Genomic DNA, 18372 nt, shown 5'->3' with positions numbered 1-18372 from the left:
GAAAAATAATGCGCCAGTGGCTGATTTCTGCAGGATCAACCTCGCTTGACGGGCTGAAGCTCGTCGAGGCGGCAGAGCCAGCGCCCGGTGCAGGCGAAGTGGCGGTGCGGGTGCGGGCGTGTTCGCTGAACTTCCGTGACCAGATCATACCGTTGGGCCTCTATATGGGCGGTGTGGTGCAGCAGGACACTGTGCCGCTGTCTGACGGTGCCGGCGAGGTTGTGGCGGTGGGTGCGGGCGTTACCTCGCTGGCCGTGGGCGACCGGGTTGCGGGGATCTTCTTTCAGGACTGGATGGACGGGCTGCCCAATCCCGGAATGGGCGTGGCGCTGGGTGCGCCGCCTGCGCCGGGGATGCTGCAGGACATGGTCGTGCTGCCAGAGCATGGCGTGGTGAAGCTGGCGGAGACGCTCGACTTTACCGAGGCCGCGTGCCTGCCTTGCGCTGGCGTGACGGCTTGGAACGCGCTGATGGAGGGGCCTCGCCCGGTGAAGGCGGGGGATACCGTGCTGGTGCTGGGCACCGGCGGCGTTTCGCTGCTGGCTTTGCAGATTGCCAAGGCGGCGGGCGCAACGGTGATTGCGACGTCTTCGTCTGATGAAAAGCTGGAGCGCGTGAAGGCGCTGGGTGCCGATCATGTGATCAATTACCGCACCACGCCCGAATGGGGCGCTGAGGCGGCACGGATCGCTGGCGGGGGTGTGGATAAGGTTGTGGAAGTTGGCGGGGCGGGGACGCTCAAGCAGTCTATCGCCGCCGTTGGCTTTGCCGGAGAGATTGCGCTGATCGGCGTGTTGACGCGCGAGGGTGATACCAGCCCGCATGGGCTGATGTTCAAGGGCGCATCGATCCGGGGGATCTTCGTGGGGTCCAAGGGCATGGCGCAGCGGCTTAATGCCTTCATCGATGCGCATGGGATCAAGCCGGTGGTGGACCGCAGCTTTGCGATGGAGGGGCTGAAGGACGCCTTTGCCTATCAATCATCAGCGGGGCTGTTCGGGAAAGTGGCCATAACGCTTTAGGCGCGAAGTTTTGGTGATGCCGCACGGCAGAGGCGGGGCGCGGAGAGGGTAAAATGAGGCAGATGCTTGGCTTTGGTCAGCCCTTTGGGGGCGTGATGCAGACCGCTTTCGTGGTGGAGGACGTGCGCGCTTCGATTGCGCATTTTCAGCGCGATTGCGCGGCGGGGCCGTTCTTCTTGCTCAACCATTTTCTGAGTGCTGAGCAGTTTTACCGGGGTGAGCTTTCCACTGCCGATGTGACCATTGCGATGGGCTTTGTCGGGCACATGCAGATCGAACTGATCCAGCCACTGGACGCCAATCCTTCGGTCTATCGCGAGACGATCGAGCAGCGCGGATACGGCTTCCACCACTTCGGGATTGCCTGTGCTGACGTGGACGCAGCGCTGCCGGACTATCTGGCGCGGGGATATTCGCTGGCTTTCAAGGCGGCCGTGCCGACCGGGGGCAGCGTGGCCTATCTTGAAGGTGGCGATGCAGCGGCTCCCGGCTTTCTGGAACTGATCCCCGCAACGCCCGGGATGGACGTGCATTTTACCGCGATGTGGCGCGCTTCGCAGGACTGGGATGGTTCGGACCCGGTACGGCCATTCATTTGATCCGTTGCGCGCTGGTCCCGGTCGAGATGCGCGCCAATGCAAGAGAGGAGTGACAAGGCGACCTAGAACGAAGGCAATGTCGGCAACTGACCGGCGAGAAGGATTTTGGGAGAAAGCGATGTTGGGCAGGGCGGATAACAAGGCCGAAAAGGCGCGGGGCGGGGGTTACCAGATCTGGGTAACTGCGCTGCTGAGCCTCAATTTCGGCATCCTGTTCTTTGATCGCAACGCGCTCAACTTCCTGATGCCGTTCGTTCAACCGGACCTGCAACTGAGCAATACGCAAGTGGGCATGTTCAGCTCTGCATTATCGCTCACCTGGGCGCTTTCCGGGCTGGCGGTCGGGCGGATTTCTGACAAGCTGGGATCGCGCAAGCCGGTGATCGTGGTGGCCACGGTGGCGTTCTGCCTGTGCTCGTTCATATCGGGCGCTGCGTCATCGTTCCTGATGCTGCTGGGCGCGCGCCTGCTGATGGGGGCGGCTGAAGGTGGCGTGATGCCGGTCAGCCATTCGATGATCGTCGCCGAAGTTGCCCCTGAGCGGCGCGGGCTGGCGATGGGCGTAGCGCAGAACCTTGGGTCGAACCTGCTGGGATCGGGACTTGCGCCGCTGCTGCTGGTGCCGGTGGCTGTGGCGGTGGGTTGGCGCACGGGGTTCTACCTTGCTGCCTTGCCGGGCTTGGTAACGGCTGCGTTGATCTGGTTCACCCTGCGCGAACCGCCTGCGGAGGTGCATGATGAAGCCGCCCCGACGGTGACACTGCGTGAGGCGTTTCGCCACCGCAACGTGATCCTGTGCGCGATGATCTCGATATTGCTCGTGTCCTATCTGGTGGTTTGCTGGGCGTTTATGCCGCTGTTCCTGACCAAGGCGCGCGGGTTCGATCCTGAAACGATGGGCTGGCTGATGGCGACGCTGGGGATTTCGGCGGGGCTGGGCAGCTTTGTGGTTCCTGCCATCTCTGACGCCATCGGGCGGCGGCCGGTGATGATCTTCTTTTCGTTCCTCGGGGTGATCCTGCCGCTGGCGGGGCTGTATTATCAGGGTTCGACGCTGATGCTGGCGACGATTTTCTTCTTCGGGTGGGGGCTGAACGGCCTGTTCCCGATGTTCATGGCGACGATCCCGGCAGAATCTGTTGATCCACGCCTGACCGCCACACTGACCGGCGTTGTGATGGGGGCAGGCGAAGTTCTGGGCGGCGTGCTCGCGCCACTTTTCGCAGGCGCGATGGCCGACGTTTACGGCTTGGCCGCACCGCTGTGGCTGATGCTGGTCTGCGCGGTGCTGGCAGGAATTTGCACACTGGGACTGATTGAATCCGCACCGCGCGTCGTCGCGCGGCGCGCCGCTCCGGCATTTGCCTGAGCCTCACGAAAGCGGGAGAAGAACGATGACTGCGCTTCTCAAGTTCAACACGGGCGATGTGGCTCCGCAGGATCGCGCGCGGTATTGGAACGAGATTGCTGACCGCGTTTTCACCGGCACGTTCGTGAATGTGCCGGGTGAGGATTTTGCCGGGCGGATGCTGGCATGGCGGGTTGGCCAACTCGATATGATCCGCACCGATTCCACGCATTCCGGGGTGGGGCGTACGCCCTTGTCGCAGAATGAGGAGCGGCTGATCCTGCACCTGCAATGCCGGGGCACAAGTGAGCATGCGCAGAAGCGTGCGGAATGTGCGCTGCAGCCGGGTGACTTCGTGCTGGCCAGCCCGCACGAGCCGTACTCCATCAAGCTAAGCGGCCATGAAATGCTGGTGGTGGAGTTTCCGCGCGCACCGCTGGTTGAGCGCTTTCCGGGCGTGGACGATGCGCTGATGCAGCGCATGTGCGGATCGACGCCGGGCGGGCGGGTGTTCCACGATTTCCTGCTTTCGCTGTGGCAGCACGGTGAGCGGGCGGGTGAAGACCCCGAGTGGGAAACCGGCGTCAACGCGGTGTTCTATGACCTTGCCGCAATGGCCATGCGTGGAGCGCAGCGGCCGCAGGCGATGGGCGGCGACGACGATCTTCGGGCGCGGGTGACGGCGATGGTTGCCGCGCATCTTGAAGACCCTTCACTGCGCACGGCATCGATTGCCGATGCCTGCCGTATTTCCATGCGGACCGTGCAGAACGTGTTCGCCGCGATGGGTACGACGCCGACCACCTATGTGCTGGAACAGCGGCTGAAGCGCGCAGCCGACCGACTGGTCGCACGCCCGGATGCCAGCATCACCGAGATCGCGTTTGAACTGGGCTTCAACGACAGCGCCTATTTCACGCGGTGCTTCCGCCAGCAGTTTGGCGCAGCGCCGCGCGACTGGAGGCTGGGGCGCCGTACTATGTAGAGAAATCAGCGGCCTGCCGCGCAGCAATTGCGCGTCAGTCCTGATCGGCTTGCGCGCCAGTGCAAGCCACCGTTTCCGTCAGCACGTATCACGCTGGCGAGATCTTGGGAGCCACCTTTGCAGGAGGTTCCACCACCAGGACCAACAGGGAGAGAAAAGAATGAGAATAGCATCGGTATCCATTGCCGCAATGGCAGCGGCCATCGCCGCACCGGCACTTGCGCAGGAAAGTGCGCAAGCAGAGGCAAGCACGGGTGGCATCGCCCAGATCGTGGTCACAGCACAAAAGCGTGCAGAAAACGTGCAGGACGTGCCAATCGCGATTTCGGCGTTCAGTGCCGATGCATTGCAGGAACGCGCGGTTACGAGTGTTGCATCGCTTTCCAACATTTCGCCGAACGTCACGCTTGATGCCGGCACGCCATTTTCCGGTTCGTCGGCAGTGCTGTCGGCCTATATCCGCGGCATCGGCGCGAACGATTTTGCGTTCAACATCGATCCGGGCGTCGGCATTTACCTCGACGGCGTTTATCTGGCCCGTTCGGTTGGTGCGAACCAGGATCTGCCCGACGTAGAGCGCGTCGAAGTGCTGAAAGGTCCGCAGGGCACGCTGTTTGGCCGTAACACCATTGGTGGCGCAATTTCGATCGTCACGCACGATCCGGGCGATGAATTCCGCTTCAAGGGCGATGTCACGGTTGGGCGTTTTGGCCTGATCCAGACGCGCGGAACGGTTGATATTCCGCTGACCGAAGGTCTCAGCTCGTCGGTCAGCTTTGCCACCAAGAACCGCGATGGCTATGTCAAGCGTATCGCATTTCCTGGCTTCGAGAACACAGCTTCGACGGCGATCACACGCTACAAGGCTGCCGGGTACGGGAATATCGGTCTTGGCACTGAAGGCGGTGACAACAGCTTCAACCTGCGTTCGAAGTTGCGCTATGACAATGGTTCGAATTTCCGTGTGACGCTTTCGGGCGATTATTCGAAGATTGACCAGTCGCAGCTTGCCAACCGTCTGATCAAGACAACGCCAGCCGTGTTCGCCGGAACTTATAACTGCGCGATTGCCGGAGTGGTCGGTGATGCTGCCACTTGCGGGGGCGGCCCTCCTTCCTTTGCATACCTTGGTGGCATCGGCGGCCTTAACTCGATCTTCGACAACCCGACCGTGTTTGGCGTAAACGCGGACGCCGATCCAAGCAACAATCGCCTGCCTTATGACGATCGCTTCGTAACCAGCGACATCGACACAAGCTATGCCAACGGCAACAATTACTCCAAGCTCACGTCCTATGGCGGTTCGGGCACGATCGAGTTCGATCTGTCGGACACGATGACGCTGAAATCGATCACGGCCTATCGCGAGCTTCACTGGAATGTGGGCATGGATGTCGACGGTTCGCCGCTGAACTTCCTGCACACCAGCTTCACCATGAACCAGTGGCAGTTCAGCCAGGAACTGCAGCTCAACGGTTCGGCGATGGACAAGAAGCTGAACTATGTGTTGGGCGCTTACTTCTTCAAGGAAGCAGGCGATCTGCATGACTATGTGACGTTTGCGGAAGGCCTGCTGCAGGTTGACGGACCAAACGATCTTGCAACCAAGAACTATGCGTTCTTCGGCCAGATCGACTATCGCCCGGTCGAACAGTTCGGCATCACTGTTGGTGGCCGTTACACCAAGGAAAACAAGTCGTTCGAAGGCTTCCAGTCGGACGCAAACGGCCTGACGTACAAGATCCTCAATCAGGTCGGTGTGCCGCCATGTGCATCGATCAATCCGATTTCGGAAGCATGCCGGATGGCGGCAGAGTTTCCCAATCCGGGTCAGCCACTGCGTTACTACATCGCCGGAACGCAGAAGAAGGTGTTCACCAACTTCGCGCCGAAAGTGGGCCTTCAGTTCCACCCGAGCGAGGACGTGATGGCCTATGCCAGCTGGTCAAAGGGTTACAAGACCGGGGGCTGGACCACCCGCCTTTCGAACCCGTTGCCAACGGCACCGGATTTCGACGAGGAAAAGGCAACAACTTGGGAAGCTGGCATAAAGTCCACGCTGCTTGACCGCAGGCTGCAAATCAACGCTGCAGTATTCACCACAGCGTACAAGGGTATCCAGCTGAACTTCCAGCAGGGCACCTCGCCGACGGTCCAGAACGCGGGCGATGCGCGGATCAAGGGCTTTGAAGTCGAGGCGACGGTCGCTCCGGTTGATAGCTTCCTGATCACCGCCTCGGTTGGCTATACGGATGCCAAGTACACGAATGTTCTGGCAGGGGCGCAAGTTGCGGCCAATCCGTTCCAGGCCGGCGTTTTCCCGGGTGCAGACCTTCCCAAGACGCCAAAATGGAAGTTCAACATCAGCCCACGCTACGAAGTGAACTTGGGCGATGCCAGCATCGTCTTCCTGGCGGACTACACCCACAGCTCGTCGCTGTGGAACGACACCGAGCGGGCATTCCTGCTGCAGCGTCCGGCGACCGATCTGGTGAACGGAAGCGTAAGCTATCGTTCGGGCGGCAACTGGGATCTGACGGTTGGTGCGACCAATCTCACCGACGAGCGTTATCTGGTAACGGGCCAGGCACAGATCGCCGGTGGCCAGTTCTACGGCACCTACAGCCGTCCGCGTGAGTGGTACGCGCGGCTCGGGATCAACTTCTAATCCTGTAAATTCGGTCTCGGGCAGGGTGTTTTTGAAGCCCTGCCCGCAGGCTGGACCCTTTGGAGAGAGAAAATGGCTGAAGCGGCGCACAGTGAATTCTGGAAAGACCTGAAGCCGGTAGAAAAGGTGTTCCGTGAGGGCAGCCTGCCGGAAGTCTACTTGCCCAAGATTGCTGAGGGCGACGAACGCTACTGGGTGCCGATTTCGGAGACGGTGTTTTCCAAGCCGGTCTGGATCAGCCCATCGAAGAACATGTGGGCCGACGTGTTGATGAGCAAATCGGCGGGGCTGGTGAACCGCCATTACCATCCGCACCCGATCTGGGCTTACACGATCAGCGGCAAGTGGGCCTATCTTGAGCATGAGTGGACCGCGACCGCTGGCGACTTCGTTTATGAAACGCCGGGTGAGAGCCACACGCTGGTCTGTTACGAACATGAAGACCCGATGAAAGTGTTCTTCGTGGTTTCCGGCCCGCTGATGTGGCTGGACGAGGAAGGCAACACCACCGGCCATTACGACGTGTTCGATTACATCAAAGCCGCGCGCGAGCATTACGACAAGGTCGGTATCGGCGCTGACTATGTCGATACGCTGATCCGTTGAGAGGATAGCTAACATGACCGTGATGACCGCACCGCCATCGAACAAGGCCGCGATTGTCGACGTGCCATTTGCGCACAAGGAACTGGTGGCGCGGCTTAGCCCCGGCGGGCGCTATATTGATGCGCAGACCGATGTGGACAGTCCGTGGGTGCCGTTTGGGGATAATGCTGCGATCAAGCATCTGGCGTTCGATGTGCGGCAAAACCTGTATTCGAACATCCTGTGGGTCAAAAGCCCCGGCGTGATCGGTACGCATTTCCATCGCGGCACGATCACGATGGTCTGCCTTGAAGGCAGCGTGCGCTATCTGGAATATGATTGGGTAGCGACGCCGGGCGGACTGATCCTCGAAACGCCGGGTGAGAGCCATACGCTCGTCACCGACCATCCGCAGGGCTGCAAGCTGTTCGGGTGGATGCAGGGACCGATCGAGTTCTACGATTCAAACGCGGTGCTGGTGGATACAACCGACGTGTGGTGGTTCAACAACCACTACGAGACGCACTGCCGCGAGAACGGCCTTGCGATCAACCCCAAGCTCTATCTGTGAGGCAATTATGGGCACGATGAAAGCACCCCCTTCCGGGGCATACAAGATTGTTGACGTGCCGGAACTGTACGGAGACCTGATCCGCGCCAAGGGCGTGGAGGGCACCTATGTGGGATCGTCCGACGCCGAAAGCCCGTGGGTGCCGTTCGGCCCCAATGCCGCAATCCGGCATCTGGCATTCGACGTCCGCGAGAACATCTACGTCAACATCCTGTGGATCAAAGGGCCGGGCGTGATCGGCACGCACAAGCATGGCGGCAAAGTCTGGGCTGTCGGGCTGGAGGGGTCGTTCCGCTATCTCGAATACGATTGGGTATGCCGTGCGGGTGATTTCATCACCGAAACGCCGGGCACCGCACACACGCTGGTGACCGATGATCCGGGCGGCATGAAGGCGCTGTTCCACATGCAGGGGGCGAACGAGTTTTTCGACGAGCATGGCAACCATGTGGAAACGCTCGACGTGTGGTGGTTCATGAATCACTACGAAAGCTACTGCAAAGAGCATGGCATCGCGATCAACCCTGCGCTTTATCTGTAGGCGCACGGCGTGAGCGGGGAGAAGGTTCCGGTTCCGAAGCTCTCCGCCAAGCCGGAGGGCACCTATCTGCGCAACACCTGGTACGTTGCCGGATGGGCTGGCGATCTGGGTGAAGCACCGCAGCAACGGACTTTTCTGGAAGAACCCGTGGCGCTGTTCCGTGATGGGGATGGCGTGGCGCAGGCGGTAAGTGGGCGCTGCCCACACCGGTTTGCGCCGTTGGGGCACGGCAGCGTGGTTGAGGGTGCGCTGATGTGCCCCTACCACGGGCTGCGGTTCGATGGCGGTGGGCACTGCGTCCACAATCCGCATCCCGGGGGGCAACTCCCAGATGCACAGTTGCGGGTCTATCCGCTGGTTGAACGGCACGCGCTGTTATGGATATGGATGGGTGAGCCAGCCAAGGCCGACCCCGCGCTGATACCGGACTTTGCGTGGCTGTCCGACCCGAAGTGGGAAGCGGTGCGCGGGGCAACTGTGGCCGAGGGGCACTTCGAGCTTTACAGCGACAACATCCTTGACCTGAGCCACGCCAACTTCGTGCATCCAGCGCTGGTGGCGAGCGCCTTTACCGAAGGCGAGCGCAAGTTCTGGCAGGATGGCGAGAACGTCTATGCCGAATATGTGCGGCTGAACGATCTGCTTTCGGTGGGCATATCAGCAGTGATGGGCACCGAGGGTCGGCCGCAGGACTTTTACGGCATGGTCAAATGGCACGCGCCGGGCGTGCTCTATTTCGATTTCCGAGCAGGCGAACCGGGGACGCCGCATGAAGATTGCACGTTGCTGCCATCGCTCCACGCATTCACGCCCGAGACGCCGGATTCCACGCACTACTTCTGGGCAACAGCGCGGGATTACAAGCTGAGTGATGCCGAGTTTACAGCGGCAATGCGCGGGGCGCTGGAATTTGCGTTCGAGCAGGAGGACATGCCGATCATCCGCGACAGCCACCGGTTGATGCGTGGGGCCGACTTCTGGGAACTACGGCCGCTGATCCTTGGCGGCGATGGCGGCGGCGTGCGGGCAAGACGCATGCTGCAAAGGCTGATCGAACGGGAAAAGCAGTAGCGCACAGACTGAAATTACAACGATAAGAGGATGCTAATGGGAACGCTCGACAGGTTCGATATCAAGGGGCGCTCTGCGCTTGTGACGGGGGCAGCATCGGGCATTGGCCTTGCCTATGCCGAGGCGATGGCTGAGGCAGGCGCGGCAGTGACATTGGCCGACATCGACGCCGAAGGGGCCGAGCGCGAGGCCGCTCGACTGCGTGCCGAGGGCTACGAAGTGCGTGCCGACAAGATCGACGTGGCCGACTGGGATCAGGTGGTGGCAGCGTTTGACGCGCACGCCAAGGCCTATGGCGGGCTGGACATCTGCTTCGCCAATGCCGGCATTGATACCGGCGCGGGGTTCTGGAACCCGGCAGGGCACCGCAATCCCGATGGGCAGGTCGACACCTACGATCACAAACGCTGGGAACGCTCGATTCAGGTGAACCTCAATGGCGTGTTCCATACCGTGAGCAACGCGGTCCGGATCATGAAGCAGGACGGGCGTGCCAATGGCCGGACCGGTGGATCGATCATCACCACCGCATCGAATGCGGGGCTGGTGACAGAGCCGATCGTTGGCCTGCCTTATATGCCTGCAAAGGCAGGCGTGTTGCACATGGTGCGTGCGCTGGGGCTGGAATTGGCAGAGTTCGGCATTCGTATCAACGCGATTGCGCCGGGGCCGTTTGTGACCAACATCGGCGGGGGCTGGCTGAAAAAAGACCCGGTCGCGCGGGCGGCTTGGGATGCGATCGTGCCGTTGGGGCAAGTTGCCGAGACCGAACAACTCAAACCGTTGGCCCTGCTGCTGGCATCGGATGCATCGGATTACATGACCGGCAGCCACGTGGTGATCGATGGCGGCATGATGCTCGGCAAGTACAAGTAGGAGTATCAGCCATGCGCGCCGCCGTGATGCAGGGCCTGCACAAGCCGCTTGCCATCGAAACCATCGACGACCCGACGCCCGGCGAAGGCGATGTGGTGGTCAAGGTGGGCCGCTGCGGCATCTGCGGATCAGACCTGCACATGACCGAAGACGCCGCCTATGGCCAAACGGCAGGCTCAATCCTCGGGCATGAATTTGCGGGCGAAGTCGTCGCGCTGGGCAAGGGTGTGGAAGGCCTGCGCACTGGCGATCTCGTCTCGGTCATCCCGCTGAAAAGTTGCGGGCAATGCCACGCCTGCCGCACCGGCGCAGTGCAGTGGTGCGAGGCGTTCGGGCTGCAGGGTGGGGGATATGCCGAATATGCGCTGACCCGGCCGAACCAGTGCGTTCGCCTGCCCGCCAGCGCCAGCTTAGCCGATGGCGCGATTGTGGAGCCGCTGGCCGTTGCCCTGCATGGCGTGGCGTTGAGCGGCATGACCATCGGTGACAAGGTGCTGGTGCTGGGTGCTGGGCCGATTGGCCTTGCCGTGGCGTTCTGGGCGCGGCGGTTTGGTGCTGGGCGCGTGGTGGTGCAGGATCTGGCCGAATGGCAGCTTGAGCGTGCGATGCAGATGGGCGCGCATGACTTTGTGGTGGATGCTGCCGATCCGGTGGGCAGTGCCGAACGCGCTTTGGGCGGGAAGGCCGATGTCGTTTTCGAGTGCGTTGGTGTGCCCGGCCTGATCGCGCAGGGTGTGGAGCAGGTGCGCAATGGCGGCACCATCGTTTTGCTGGGCCTTTGCACGCGGCCCGACACGTTCAACAGCTTTGCTATGCTGTCGAAGCAGGTGAAGTTGGTAACGTCCGCCTTCTTCACGCGGCAGGAGTATGAGGCGGCACTCGATGCGCTGGATCGCGGCGCAGTGGAGCCGCGTTTGCTGGTAACCGACACCATTGCACTGGATGCGACGCCCGATGTGTTCGAAAGCCTGCGCCAACGTTCGCACCAGTGCAAGGTGTTGATCGATCCGTTTGGTTAGGTGGCAATGCCGATGGTTGTGGTGGCTGTATAACCTGCCGAAACCGATCCGGTCATTGTTGGCGTCATGACAGCAAGTTGCGCGCTGGTGGCATCGCTGAAGACGTTGTCCGAAGCGGTAGAGTTGTTGCCGTTGTTGTAGTTGCGCAAGCTTGAGGCGTAGTCGGTGGTTGCATAGACCGCCGCACAGGCTGCCGCCGGGATGGCGAACTGCGAGATCAGGCGCGCGAAATTGCCGTTTGTGGCGTTCGCAAGGCTTGAGAACACCTCGAAATGGATGTGCGGGTAACGGCCGTTGTAGCAGCCCGGCACGATGGTGGTGAAAGTCACTTGACCATTCGCGTCGGTCACCTGCACGCCACGCAGGTAGCTTTCGTTCGGCAAGTCATAGAGCGAATATGCGCCGTTCTTGTCGCAATGCCAAAGGTAGATGGCATAGCCCGCCAGTGGGGTGCAGCCGTTGTTCACATCAACCACCGTGATGGTGAACGTCATCGTCACGCCAGTGGCGGTTGCGGTCGAAGAGCCGACGAAACTTGAGCGGATATCGCTGCGCACTGCACCGGTGACAGTCAGCGCGTTTGATGTGACGCCCGAAGATGTGTTGGTTCCATCTGCCGGGTAGGGTCCGTTGGTTTCGCTTGATGGCGCAGTGCATGTGCCGGAGGTAGCTGTGGCGGTTGCTGTCGCCGTGGCAGTTGCTGTCGCTGTTGCTGTCGCAGTAGCGCTTGACGTCGATAGGGTGGTTGCCGTGGTGGACGCTGTACCATCGCTGCCGCCGCAACCGAATAGCAAGGCACTCCCCCCGGCCGAGCCGAACAACGCAAGCGCGCGGCGGCGGCCGACGCGCAGTTGCTCGATCCGGGCGAGATCGGCAGCAAGGCCTTCATGGGCGTGATCGTGAATGTGTTCAGATTGGTGCGCGTTCGCGCCTGTGAATTCAGTCGGCATTACTTGTCATTCCCTTCCCGTGGCGTCCCTGTTCAACGGACCGGGCGTGGAAATCCTTTGCGATGCTTGGTCGGAAGACAAAATTGATTGCATATCATGTTGATTTGCATTGGTTAAAACTTTCGCTTCGCACCATCTCGCGTTTGTGCAATCGATTGTTGTCAGCGTCAAAATGCTGTGGCATGAAGGAAGTGAGGCCAATCAAGCCGCAAAGGCAAAGCCGCCCGAAGGGAGAGTGCGCAGGTGACCGTAAGCAGCAGCACCGGTAGCGTCAGCGCCGCAGCGGGGGGCCATTTGCGACCGCACCTTCCGCTTTCGCGCATACTCGAAATGAATCTTGGCTTCCTTGGCCTGCAATTCAGCTTCGGCTTGCAGCAGGGCAACATGGGGCCAATCTACAGTTATCTGGGCGCGGATGAAGCGCAGTTGCCTATGCTGCAATTGGCCGGGCCGATCACGGGTCTGCTGGTGCAGCCAATCATCGGCGCGATGAGCGACCGGACGCTGAGCCGCTGGGGCCGTCGCACCCCCTATTTTCTGATTGGGGCGGTGCTGTGCTGCCTCGGCCTGTTCTTCATGCCGCTTTCCAGTTCGATCCTGATGGCGATGTCGCTGTTGTGGATACTGGATGCGGGCAACAACATCACGATGGAACCATACCGCGCCTATGTTTCGGACCGGCTCAACCCTGACCAGCGGCAGGCGGGCTTCCTTTCGCAGAGCGCGTTCACGGGCCTTGCCCAGATGCTGGCGTTTCTCACGCCGTCGCTGCTGGTCGGCTTTGGGATGAACCGCGATTGGGTGGACGATCACGGCATTCCCTACACAGTGCGCGTGGTCTTCATGATTGGTGCGGTGCTTTCGCTGGCCACGATTCTGTGGTCGGTGCTGCGCGTGCCTGAACTCCCTTTGACGGTGCAGGAGCGTGATCACATCGTCGCGCAGCCAAAGGGTGCGTGGGCAACGCTGAGGGAAATTGGCGATGCGATTGTGGATATGCCGGTGGCAATGCGGAAGCTTGGTCTGATGAGCCTGTTCCAGTGGGTGGGCATGTCGGGTTACTGGACATACGCAGTCTATTCGATGAGCCGCACGGTCTATGGCACGTCCGACGTCCAAACCGGTGCGTTCCGCGAGGCGGTGCTGACCAACGGCGAGGTTGCCGCGTTCTACAACGCAATCGCGTTTGTCACGGCCTTTGCGATGGTGCCGCTGGTGCGGCGCATCGGGCCGGGGCCTCTCCATGCGCTGTGCCTGTTTGCGGGCGGGGCAGGCATGTTTCTGCTGCCGGGCATTACCGACAAGGCGCTACTGTTCCTGCCTGCCGTGGGCATCGGCTTGGCGTGGGGAAGCATCATGGGCAACCCCTATGCTATCCTCAGCAATGCCATCCCACCGCAACGGACTGGCGTTTACATGGGGATCTTCAACATGATGATCGTCATTCCGATGTTGATTTTCGCAGTGGTGATGAGCCGCCTTGATCTCGGCTTCGTGTCGATCGGGTTCGATGCCTACAAGCTGGTGTTGGGCAATGACCCGCGCAACATGCTGATGTTCTGCGGCGTCTGCCTGATGCTGGCCGGGCTGTCGGTGCTGTGGGTGCGTGAAGGCCGTGTGAGCGCGATGGCGCAGGCGGTGGCAGCCTGATGCAGCCGATGATCGCTTTGCACGCTGCCGACGCTTCGCTGGTGTGGGAGCAGCGCGTGGGTGCGCCGCCGCTGTGGCGGCATTGTGGCGCGCGCGTGGCGACAGATGCGCTTTGGCTGCTGGCGGATCAGCGCACGGCAGCGTCCTATTCGATGGACGCCGATGTTCCGCTGGATATTGCTCCGACAAGCGGACTGGGCTGGTTCGGACCGGAAATGCTTCGGCTCCGCAATGCGGATGGATCTGCGCTGGTCGTAGCCTTTGGCTCTGCTGTAGTGACCGAAACCGCCGGAGAGGTTGGTTTCACGTTGCGTGATGATCTGGCCGGGGTTTCGCTGGAACTGACGTTCGAAGTGTCGGGCGCAGCATTCGTATGCCGTTCCGTTGTGCGCAATACTGGCATGGCCAGCTTCGATGTCGATTGGCTGGCGAGCGCTCTTCTGCCGATCCCGGCGAGTGCCCGCGAGATCGTTTCATGGCGTGGGCGGCACAACGCCGAACTGGTGGAATGCCGCGAAGCTATGCCGGAACAGGTGTGGTTGCGCGAAGGGCGGCGCGGCATGTCGGGGCATGGTGGGCCGGGCGGGCTTTATGTGCTGGATGAGGGCGCGACTTTTGATGCGGGCTCAGTGCGCGCGCTGCAACTGGCGTGGTCTGGCGACAGTCGCATCGTGGTTGAACGGGACGACGAGGGGTTCTGGCTGCTTTCGGCAGGTGCTGTGTTGCAGCCGGGCGAATTGCGGCTTGCGCCGGGTGAAAGCTGGCAGGCACCTGATGCCGTTCTTGCCATATCAACGGAGGGCCGCAATGGCGCGGCAGCGGCGTTTCACGATGCCGTGCGCGCCCGCCTGCGCTGGTCGGGTGGAGCGATGCGCCCGCGCCCGGTGCATCTCAATTCGTGGGAAGCCTGCTACTTCGATCATGACGAGGAGCGCATTGTGGCACTGGCCGAAGCGGCTGCGTCAGTGGGGGTTGAGCGGTTCATTCTTGATGATGGCTGGTTCAGGGGGCGCAACGACGACACGGCGGGCTTAGGCGACTGGACCACCGATCCTGCGAAGTACCCGCGCGGGTTGGGACCACTGGCGGAGCGGGTGAACGCGCTCGGCATGGAGTTCGGCCTGTGGGTAGAGCCGGAAATGATCAATCCCGACAGCGACCTCTACCGCGCGCACCCGGATTGGGCTTTGGCAAGCGATGGACGCGTGCGGCCGACGGCGCGCAACCAGCTTGTGCTGGACATGCGGCGGGCCGATGTGCGCGATTATCTGTTCGGCTGCCTTGATGCACTGCTGTGCGATCTGCCGATCACCTACCTAAAATGGGACCACAACCGCGATCTTGCCCCGGCCGGCGGTGCGGCACAGGTGCGTGGGACGTATGATCTGCTTGCGCGGATCAAGGCTGCGCATCCCGCCGTGGAAATTGAGGCCTGTGCCGGGGGCGGCGGGCGCAACGATGTGGGTATGGCCGACTTCTGCCACCGCTATTGGACCAGCGACAATATCGACGCGGTCAGTCGCATCGGCATCCAGCACGGGTTCCTGTCGTTCCTTCCGCCCGAAGTGATGGGATCGCACATCGGAGCCAGCCCCGCCCATGCAACGGGGCGGCGCCACAGCCTTGGCTTCCGTGCCGCGATGGCGATGACAGGTCACCTTGGTGTGGAGATGGACCCGCGCACGCTGAGCGATGCGGAACGGGCTGAGCTGGCCGACTGGATTGCCTTTCATAAGCAATGGCGCGGGTTGCTGCATCAGGGGCGCGTGTGGCTGGGCGAGGGCGCTGACGGGCTGGTCTGGCAGGCGCAGGGACGGGTAGATGAAATGCTGCTCTTCATCATCCGCAACGCCCCGCCGCAGGACCGCCGCCCCCAGCCGCTGCTGCTGCCCTTTGCCGGGCGTGACGGTGCGTGGGATGTGCAGTTGCTGCGCATTGCCGGGGGGCAGGGTGGCCATGCCGCGCACTCTGCGCCTCTGTTCGATGCGATGAAGGCTGCGCCGCAGGTCTTCGCCGCCGACTGGCTCTGCGCCAATGGCCTGCCGCTGCCGCCGGGCAAGGCCGAAACCGTTACCCTGTTCCACCTGCGCAAACGCGCCTGAATGCCGCGTCGGAAAGTTCCCAATGTCCAAGGTTTCAACTGAAGTTCAATCGATTGCTCCGTTCGGTGCGAGCCGTTGGGAGCCTCTTGCCTACGGCAATCTTCCGCGCATCCCATTGATCGGCAAGACCGATGTCGTGCGGCTGTTTGACGACCTTGATCTGTGGGATTGCTGGCCACTGGCGCATGAGGATGGCCGCACTGTTTCGCACATGGGGCGCAACTGGTGGTTTTTCCTCTCGGCCCCCGTCTTTGCCGATCCGGTGCAGCGTCATGGCCGCGCGCGCATCCGCCTTCTCTCGCGGGGAGATGATGGCTGGCGTGATCATGGCAATGCCTTTGCCGATGGATTCACGCCCGGCAGCCGGGAATGGGCAGGCTGCTGCGTGCTGATGGATGATGGCGAAACGGTGCAGCATTTCTTCACTGCCGCTGGCCGCTGGGGTGAGGCAAAGGAGACGTGCGAGCAACGCATGTTCCTGAGCTGGGGCAGACTTGGATCCGACGGTCCCGGCGATTGGCACGCGCCTGTCGAAATCTTTGCCGCAGACAATGTGCGCTACGTTCTGGACAAGCAGGACAAAGGCGCGCCCGGACTCATCAAGGGTTTCCGCGATCCAGCCTGGCTGCGCGATCCGGCTACTGGCAAGGCGCATCTGCTATTCACTGGCAGCGCGGCATGGTCTGACCATGCCTTCAACGGCAATATCGGCATTGCCACGTTTGAGCAGGGCGAATGGGTGCTGGGTGATCCGCTGATCGAGGCGGTGGGCATCAACAACGAACTGGAGCGCCCACACGTGATCGTGCGTAAGGGGCGCTATTATTTGTTCTGGTCCACCCAGACGCACACCTTCGCGCCCGATGCCGTGGCCGGGCCGAATGGACTGTATGGCGCGGTGGCAGACAGCCTCGCCGGGCCGTGGCGTGCTGTCAATTCCGGCGGTCTGGTGGCAGCCAACCCCGATGCCGAGCCGAAGCAATCGTACAGCTGGTGGGTTACCGGCGAGGGTGAGGTGTGGAGCTTTGTCGATTATTGGGGAATGGAGGGTCGCACGACCGCCAATCATCCCGAATTGCTGCGCAGCAATTTTGGCGGAACGCCCGCGCCGCGCTTCAACTTGGCATTCGACGGAGACCGCGTAACGGTGCGCTGAAGGTCAGGCGCTTTCGCGCAGGATCAGTTCAGGCTGCATCACGGTGGAGGGTGCATCCTCGCCGGCAAGGCGACGGCGCAGTGCATCCACCATCGCCCGCGCGCCAGCGGCAATGTCCTGCCGAACCGTCGTCAACTGCGGGACCATGCGTTGCGAAAGTGGCAGATCGTCAAACCCGGTAACGGCAACGCGATCAGGTACGGCAATGCCTCGCTCGTGCAGCAGCCGGATCGTGGTCATCGCGATGATGTCTGATGCGCAGACAATTCCGTCCACTTCCTCCCCCAGTTCAGCAAGATGGCCGGCGATCTGGCTGGCCATTTCATCGCTGGCAAGGTGTGTGGGAAAAGTGCGCAACGTTGCACCGGGGACGCCTGCGAGAGCCTGTTCGGCCCCTTCCAGTCGGTCGGCAATTTCGGGGCCTTTGGTGTCGCCAAAGAAAGCGAGCCGCTTGGCCCCGCGCGCAAGCAGACGCTCGGCTGCGAGCCTGCCGCCAGCGGCATTGTCAACGCCGACCGTGCATTGCACTTGTCCTTCGCGGTGACTGCCCCAGATCACCAGCGGTTTGTAGTATTGCGCAACACGCTCGATCACGTCGGTCTGGTTCGATTGACCGATCACCAGCGCACCATCGAGCATTCCGGAATCAACGATCCGGTCAAGCCATTCGTCATCACCGGGGATCACACGCGACAGCATAAGATCATGGCCGGATTCAGTTATTTCATCGGCGAGATAGCCGAACAATGTCATGAAGAACGGATCGGAAATGTGTTGCCGCCGCTCATGCCCCAAAGGGATTACCACACCAATCACCCCGGTCTGCTGGGTGCGCAATCTGCGGGCCATCTGATTGGGGCGGAAGCCGTGTTCCCGGGCGAGCGCTTGTATGCGCTCACGGGTTTCCTTGTTTACCAGAGACTTATCCGCAAGTGCGCGTGAAACGGTCCCCGCTGACACGCCAGCGATGCGGGCAAGCTCTGCGATATTCTTGATCTTGGCTGGTTTGGTGCCGTCGTTCATCTAAGCTGATAATCCTGCGCAGCGATTTCCGTGCGTGTTTTCCGTACCCCACGTCCCACCTTGGTTGATGCGTTGCAAGGTGCCGACCTGTCAACCTGATTGGCCGCAGGAGCTTGTGGCGCGGCGCCATCGCTGTTGCAGTTTGGACACGCTGAACAGAGCGACTGCAATCGATTGCCTTTTCTGTTGCAAACGATTGTTGTGGT

General features: G+C 61.4%; 16 protein-coding genes. 14 read left to right on the top strand and 2 right to left on the bottom strand.

Annotated features, from left to right (window positions below; genetic code table 11):
* Positions 1–8: 8 nt before the first annotated feature.
* From Q8R81_RS13595 to Q8R81_RS13545, 11 genes are all read left to right on the top strand, one after another.
* Positions 9–1022: an NAD(P)-dependent alcohol dehydrogenase gene (locus tag Q8R81_RS13595; protein ID WP_305618675.1), complete on the top strand. Its 1014-nt coding sequence runs from the start codon at positions 9–11 to the stop codon at positions 1020–1022.
* A 53-nt stretch (positions 1023–1075) separates the two neighbouring features.
* Entirely contained in the window at positions 1076–1621 is a 546-nt protein-coding gene (locus tag Q8R81_RS13590) for a VOC family protein (RefSeq protein WP_305618673.1), read from the top strand.
* A 118-nt stretch (positions 1622–1739) separates the two neighbouring features.
* On the top strand, positions 1740–2990 hold the full coding sequence (locus Q8R81_RS13585; protein ID WP_305618671.1) for an MFS transporter: 1251 nt from the start codon (positions 1740–1742) through the stop codon (positions 2988–2990).
* 25 nt (positions 2991–3015) lie between these two features.
* Positions 3016–3954, top strand: a complete 939-nt coding sequence (locus Q8R81_RS13580; RefSeq protein ID WP_305618670.1) for a helix-turn-helix domain-containing protein — start codon at positions 3016–3018, stop codon at positions 3952–3954.
* 160 nt (positions 3955–4114) lie between these two features.
* Complete coding sequence (locus Q8R81_RS13575; protein WP_305618669.1) at positions 4115–6622, top strand: TonB-dependent receptor; 2508 nt, start codon at positions 4115–4117, stop codon at positions 6620–6622.
* Between the two features lie 72 nt (positions 6623–6694).
* Positions 6695–7228: a 2,4'-dihydroxyacetophenone dioxygenase family protein gene (locus tag Q8R81_RS13570; RefSeq protein WP_305618667.1), complete on the top strand. Its 534-nt coding sequence runs from the start codon at positions 6695–6697 to the stop codon at positions 7226–7228.
* 13 nt (positions 7229–7241) lie between these two features.
* Entirely contained in the window at positions 7242–7778 is a 537-nt protein-coding gene (locus Q8R81_RS13565) for a 2,4'-dihydroxyacetophenone dioxygenase family protein (protein ID WP_305618666.1), read from the top strand.
* A 7-nt stretch (positions 7779–7785) separates the two neighbouring features.
* Entirely contained in the window at positions 7786–8319 is a 534-nt protein-coding gene (locus Q8R81_RS13560; protein WP_305618664.1) for a 2,4'-dihydroxyacetophenone dioxygenase family protein, read from the top strand.
* Positions 8320–8328: 9 nt separating this feature from the next.
* Positions 8329–9390 (top strand): aromatic ring-hydroxylating dioxygenase subunit alpha, encoded by a 1062-nt coding sequence (locus Q8R81_RS13555; protein WP_305618662.1) that lies wholly within the window; start codon positions 8329–8331, stop codon positions 9388–9390.
* Between the two features lie 36 nt (positions 9391–9426).
* The gene (locus Q8R81_RS13550) at positions 9427–10266 is read left to right on the top strand and encodes an SDR family NAD(P)-dependent oxidoreductase (protein ID WP_305618660.1); all 840 of its coding nucleotides are present in this window, start codon (positions 9427–9429) and stop codon (positions 10264–10266) included.
* Positions 10267–10277: 11 nt separating this feature from the next.
* The gene (locus tag Q8R81_RS13545; RefSeq protein WP_305618658.1) at positions 10278–11285 is read left to right on the top strand and encodes a zinc-binding dehydrogenase; all 1008 of its coding nucleotides are present in this window, start codon (positions 10278–10280) and stop codon (positions 11283–11285) included.
* On the opposite strand, the gene Q8R81_RS13540 is transcribed toward Q8R81_RS13545, so the two are convergent.
* On the bottom strand, positions 11282–12235 hold the full coding sequence (locus tag Q8R81_RS13540) for an intradiol ring-cleavage dioxygenase (protein ID WP_305618656.1): 954 nt from the start codon (positions 12233–12235) through the stop codon (positions 11282–11284). The two genes, Q8R81_RS13545 and Q8R81_RS13540, sit on opposite strands and share 4 nt — an antisense overlap.
* A gap of 330 nt (positions 12236–12565) precedes the next feature.
* On the opposite strand from Q8R81_RS13540, the gene Q8R81_RS13535 reads away from it, so the two are divergent.
* From Q8R81_RS13535 to Q8R81_RS13525, 3 genes are read left to right on the top strand one after another with little or no spacing between them, the layout of a single operon-like run.
* Positions 12566–13885 (top strand): MFS transporter, encoded by a 1320-nt coding sequence (locus Q8R81_RS13535; RefSeq protein WP_305618654.1) that lies wholly within the window; start codon positions 12566–12568, stop codon positions 13883–13885.
* The gene (locus tag Q8R81_RS13530) at positions 13885–15987 is read left to right on the top strand and encodes an alpha-galactosidase (protein ID WP_305618652.1); all 2103 of its coding nucleotides are present in this window, start codon (positions 13885–13887) and stop codon (positions 15985–15987) included. The genes Q8R81_RS13535 and Q8R81_RS13530 overlap by 1 nt, the downstream gene beginning before the upstream one ends.
* Positions 15988–16009: 22 nt before the next feature.
* Positions 16010–17143, top strand: a complete 1134-nt coding sequence (locus tag Q8R81_RS13525; RefSeq protein ID WP_305618651.1) for a glycoside hydrolase family 68 protein — start codon at positions 16010–16012, stop codon at positions 17141–17143.
* Positions 17144–17146: 3 nt separating this feature from the next.
* Here Q8R81_RS13525 and Q8R81_RS13520 read toward each other — a convergent pair whose 3' ends face one another.
* Complete coding sequence (locus Q8R81_RS13520) at positions 17147–18166, bottom strand: LacI family DNA-binding transcriptional regulator (protein WP_305618649.1); 1020 nt, start codon at positions 18164–18166, stop codon at positions 17147–17149.
* Positions 18167–18372 lie beyond the last annotated feature (206 nt).

This window comes from Novosphingobium sp. (assembly GCF_030696665.1).
Lineage (GTDB): Bacteria > Pseudomonadota > Alphaproteobacteria > Sphingomonadales > Sphingomonadaceae > Novosphingobium.
This window is presented reverse-complemented; position numbering and strand designations above follow the sequence as displayed.

Coding starts and splice junctions, on each gene's coding strand:
- Q8R81_RS13580 (WP_305618670.1), top strand. CDS start 3,016: ATGACTGCGCTTCTCAAGTTCAACACGGGCGATGTGGCTCCGCAGGAT.
- Q8R81_RS13560 (WP_305618664.1), top strand. CDS start 7,786: ATGGGCACGATGAAAGCACCCCCTTCCGGGGCATACAAGATTGTTGAC.
- Q8R81_RS13545 (WP_305618658.1), top strand. CDS start 10,278: ATGCGCGCCGCCGTGATGCAGGGCCTGCACAAGCCGCTTGCCATCGAA.
- Q8R81_RS13595 (WP_305618675.1), top strand. CDS start 9: ATGCGCCAGTGGCTGATTTCTGCAGGATCAACCTCGCTTGACGGGCTG.
- Q8R81_RS13525 (WP_305618651.1), top strand. CDS start 16,010: ATGTCCAAGGTTTCAACTGAAGTTCAATCGATTGCTCCGTTCGGTGCG.
- Q8R81_RS13550 (WP_305618660.1), top strand. CDS start 9,427: ATGGGAACGCTCGACAGGTTCGATATCAAGGGGCGCTCTGCGCTTGTG.
- Q8R81_RS13590 (WP_305618673.1), top strand. CDS start 1,076: ATGAGGCAGATGCTTGGCTTTGGTCAGCCCTTTGGGGGCGTGATGCAG.
- Q8R81_RS13565 (WP_305618666.1), top strand. CDS start 7,242: ATGACCGTGATGACCGCACCGCCATCGAACAAGGCCGCGATTGTCGAC.
- Q8R81_RS13570 (WP_305618667.1), top strand. CDS start 6,695: ATGGCTGAAGCGGCGCACAGTGAATTCTGGAAAGACCTGAAGCCGGTA.
- Q8R81_RS13575 (WP_305618669.1), top strand. CDS start 4,115: ATGAGAATAGCATCGGTATCCATTGCCGCAATGGCAGCGGCCATCGCC.
- Q8R81_RS13535 (WP_305618654.1), top strand. CDS start 12,566: ATGAATCTTGGCTTCCTTGGCCTGCAATTCAGCTTCGGCTTGCAGCAG.
- Q8R81_RS13585 (WP_305618671.1), top strand. CDS start 1,740: ATGTTGGGCAGGGCGGATAACAAGGCCGAAAAGGCGCGGGGCGGGGGT.
- Q8R81_RS13540 (WP_305618656.1), bottom strand. CDS start 12,235: ATGCCGACTGAATTCACAGGCGCGAACGCGCACCAATCTGAACACATT.
- Q8R81_RS13530 (WP_305618652.1), top strand. CDS start 13,885: ATGCAGCCGATGATCGCTTTGCACGCTGCCGACGCTTCGCTGGTGTGG.
- Q8R81_RS13520 (WP_305618649.1), bottom strand. CDS start 18,166: ATGAACGACGGCACCAAACCAGCCAAGATCAAGAATATCGCAGAGCTT.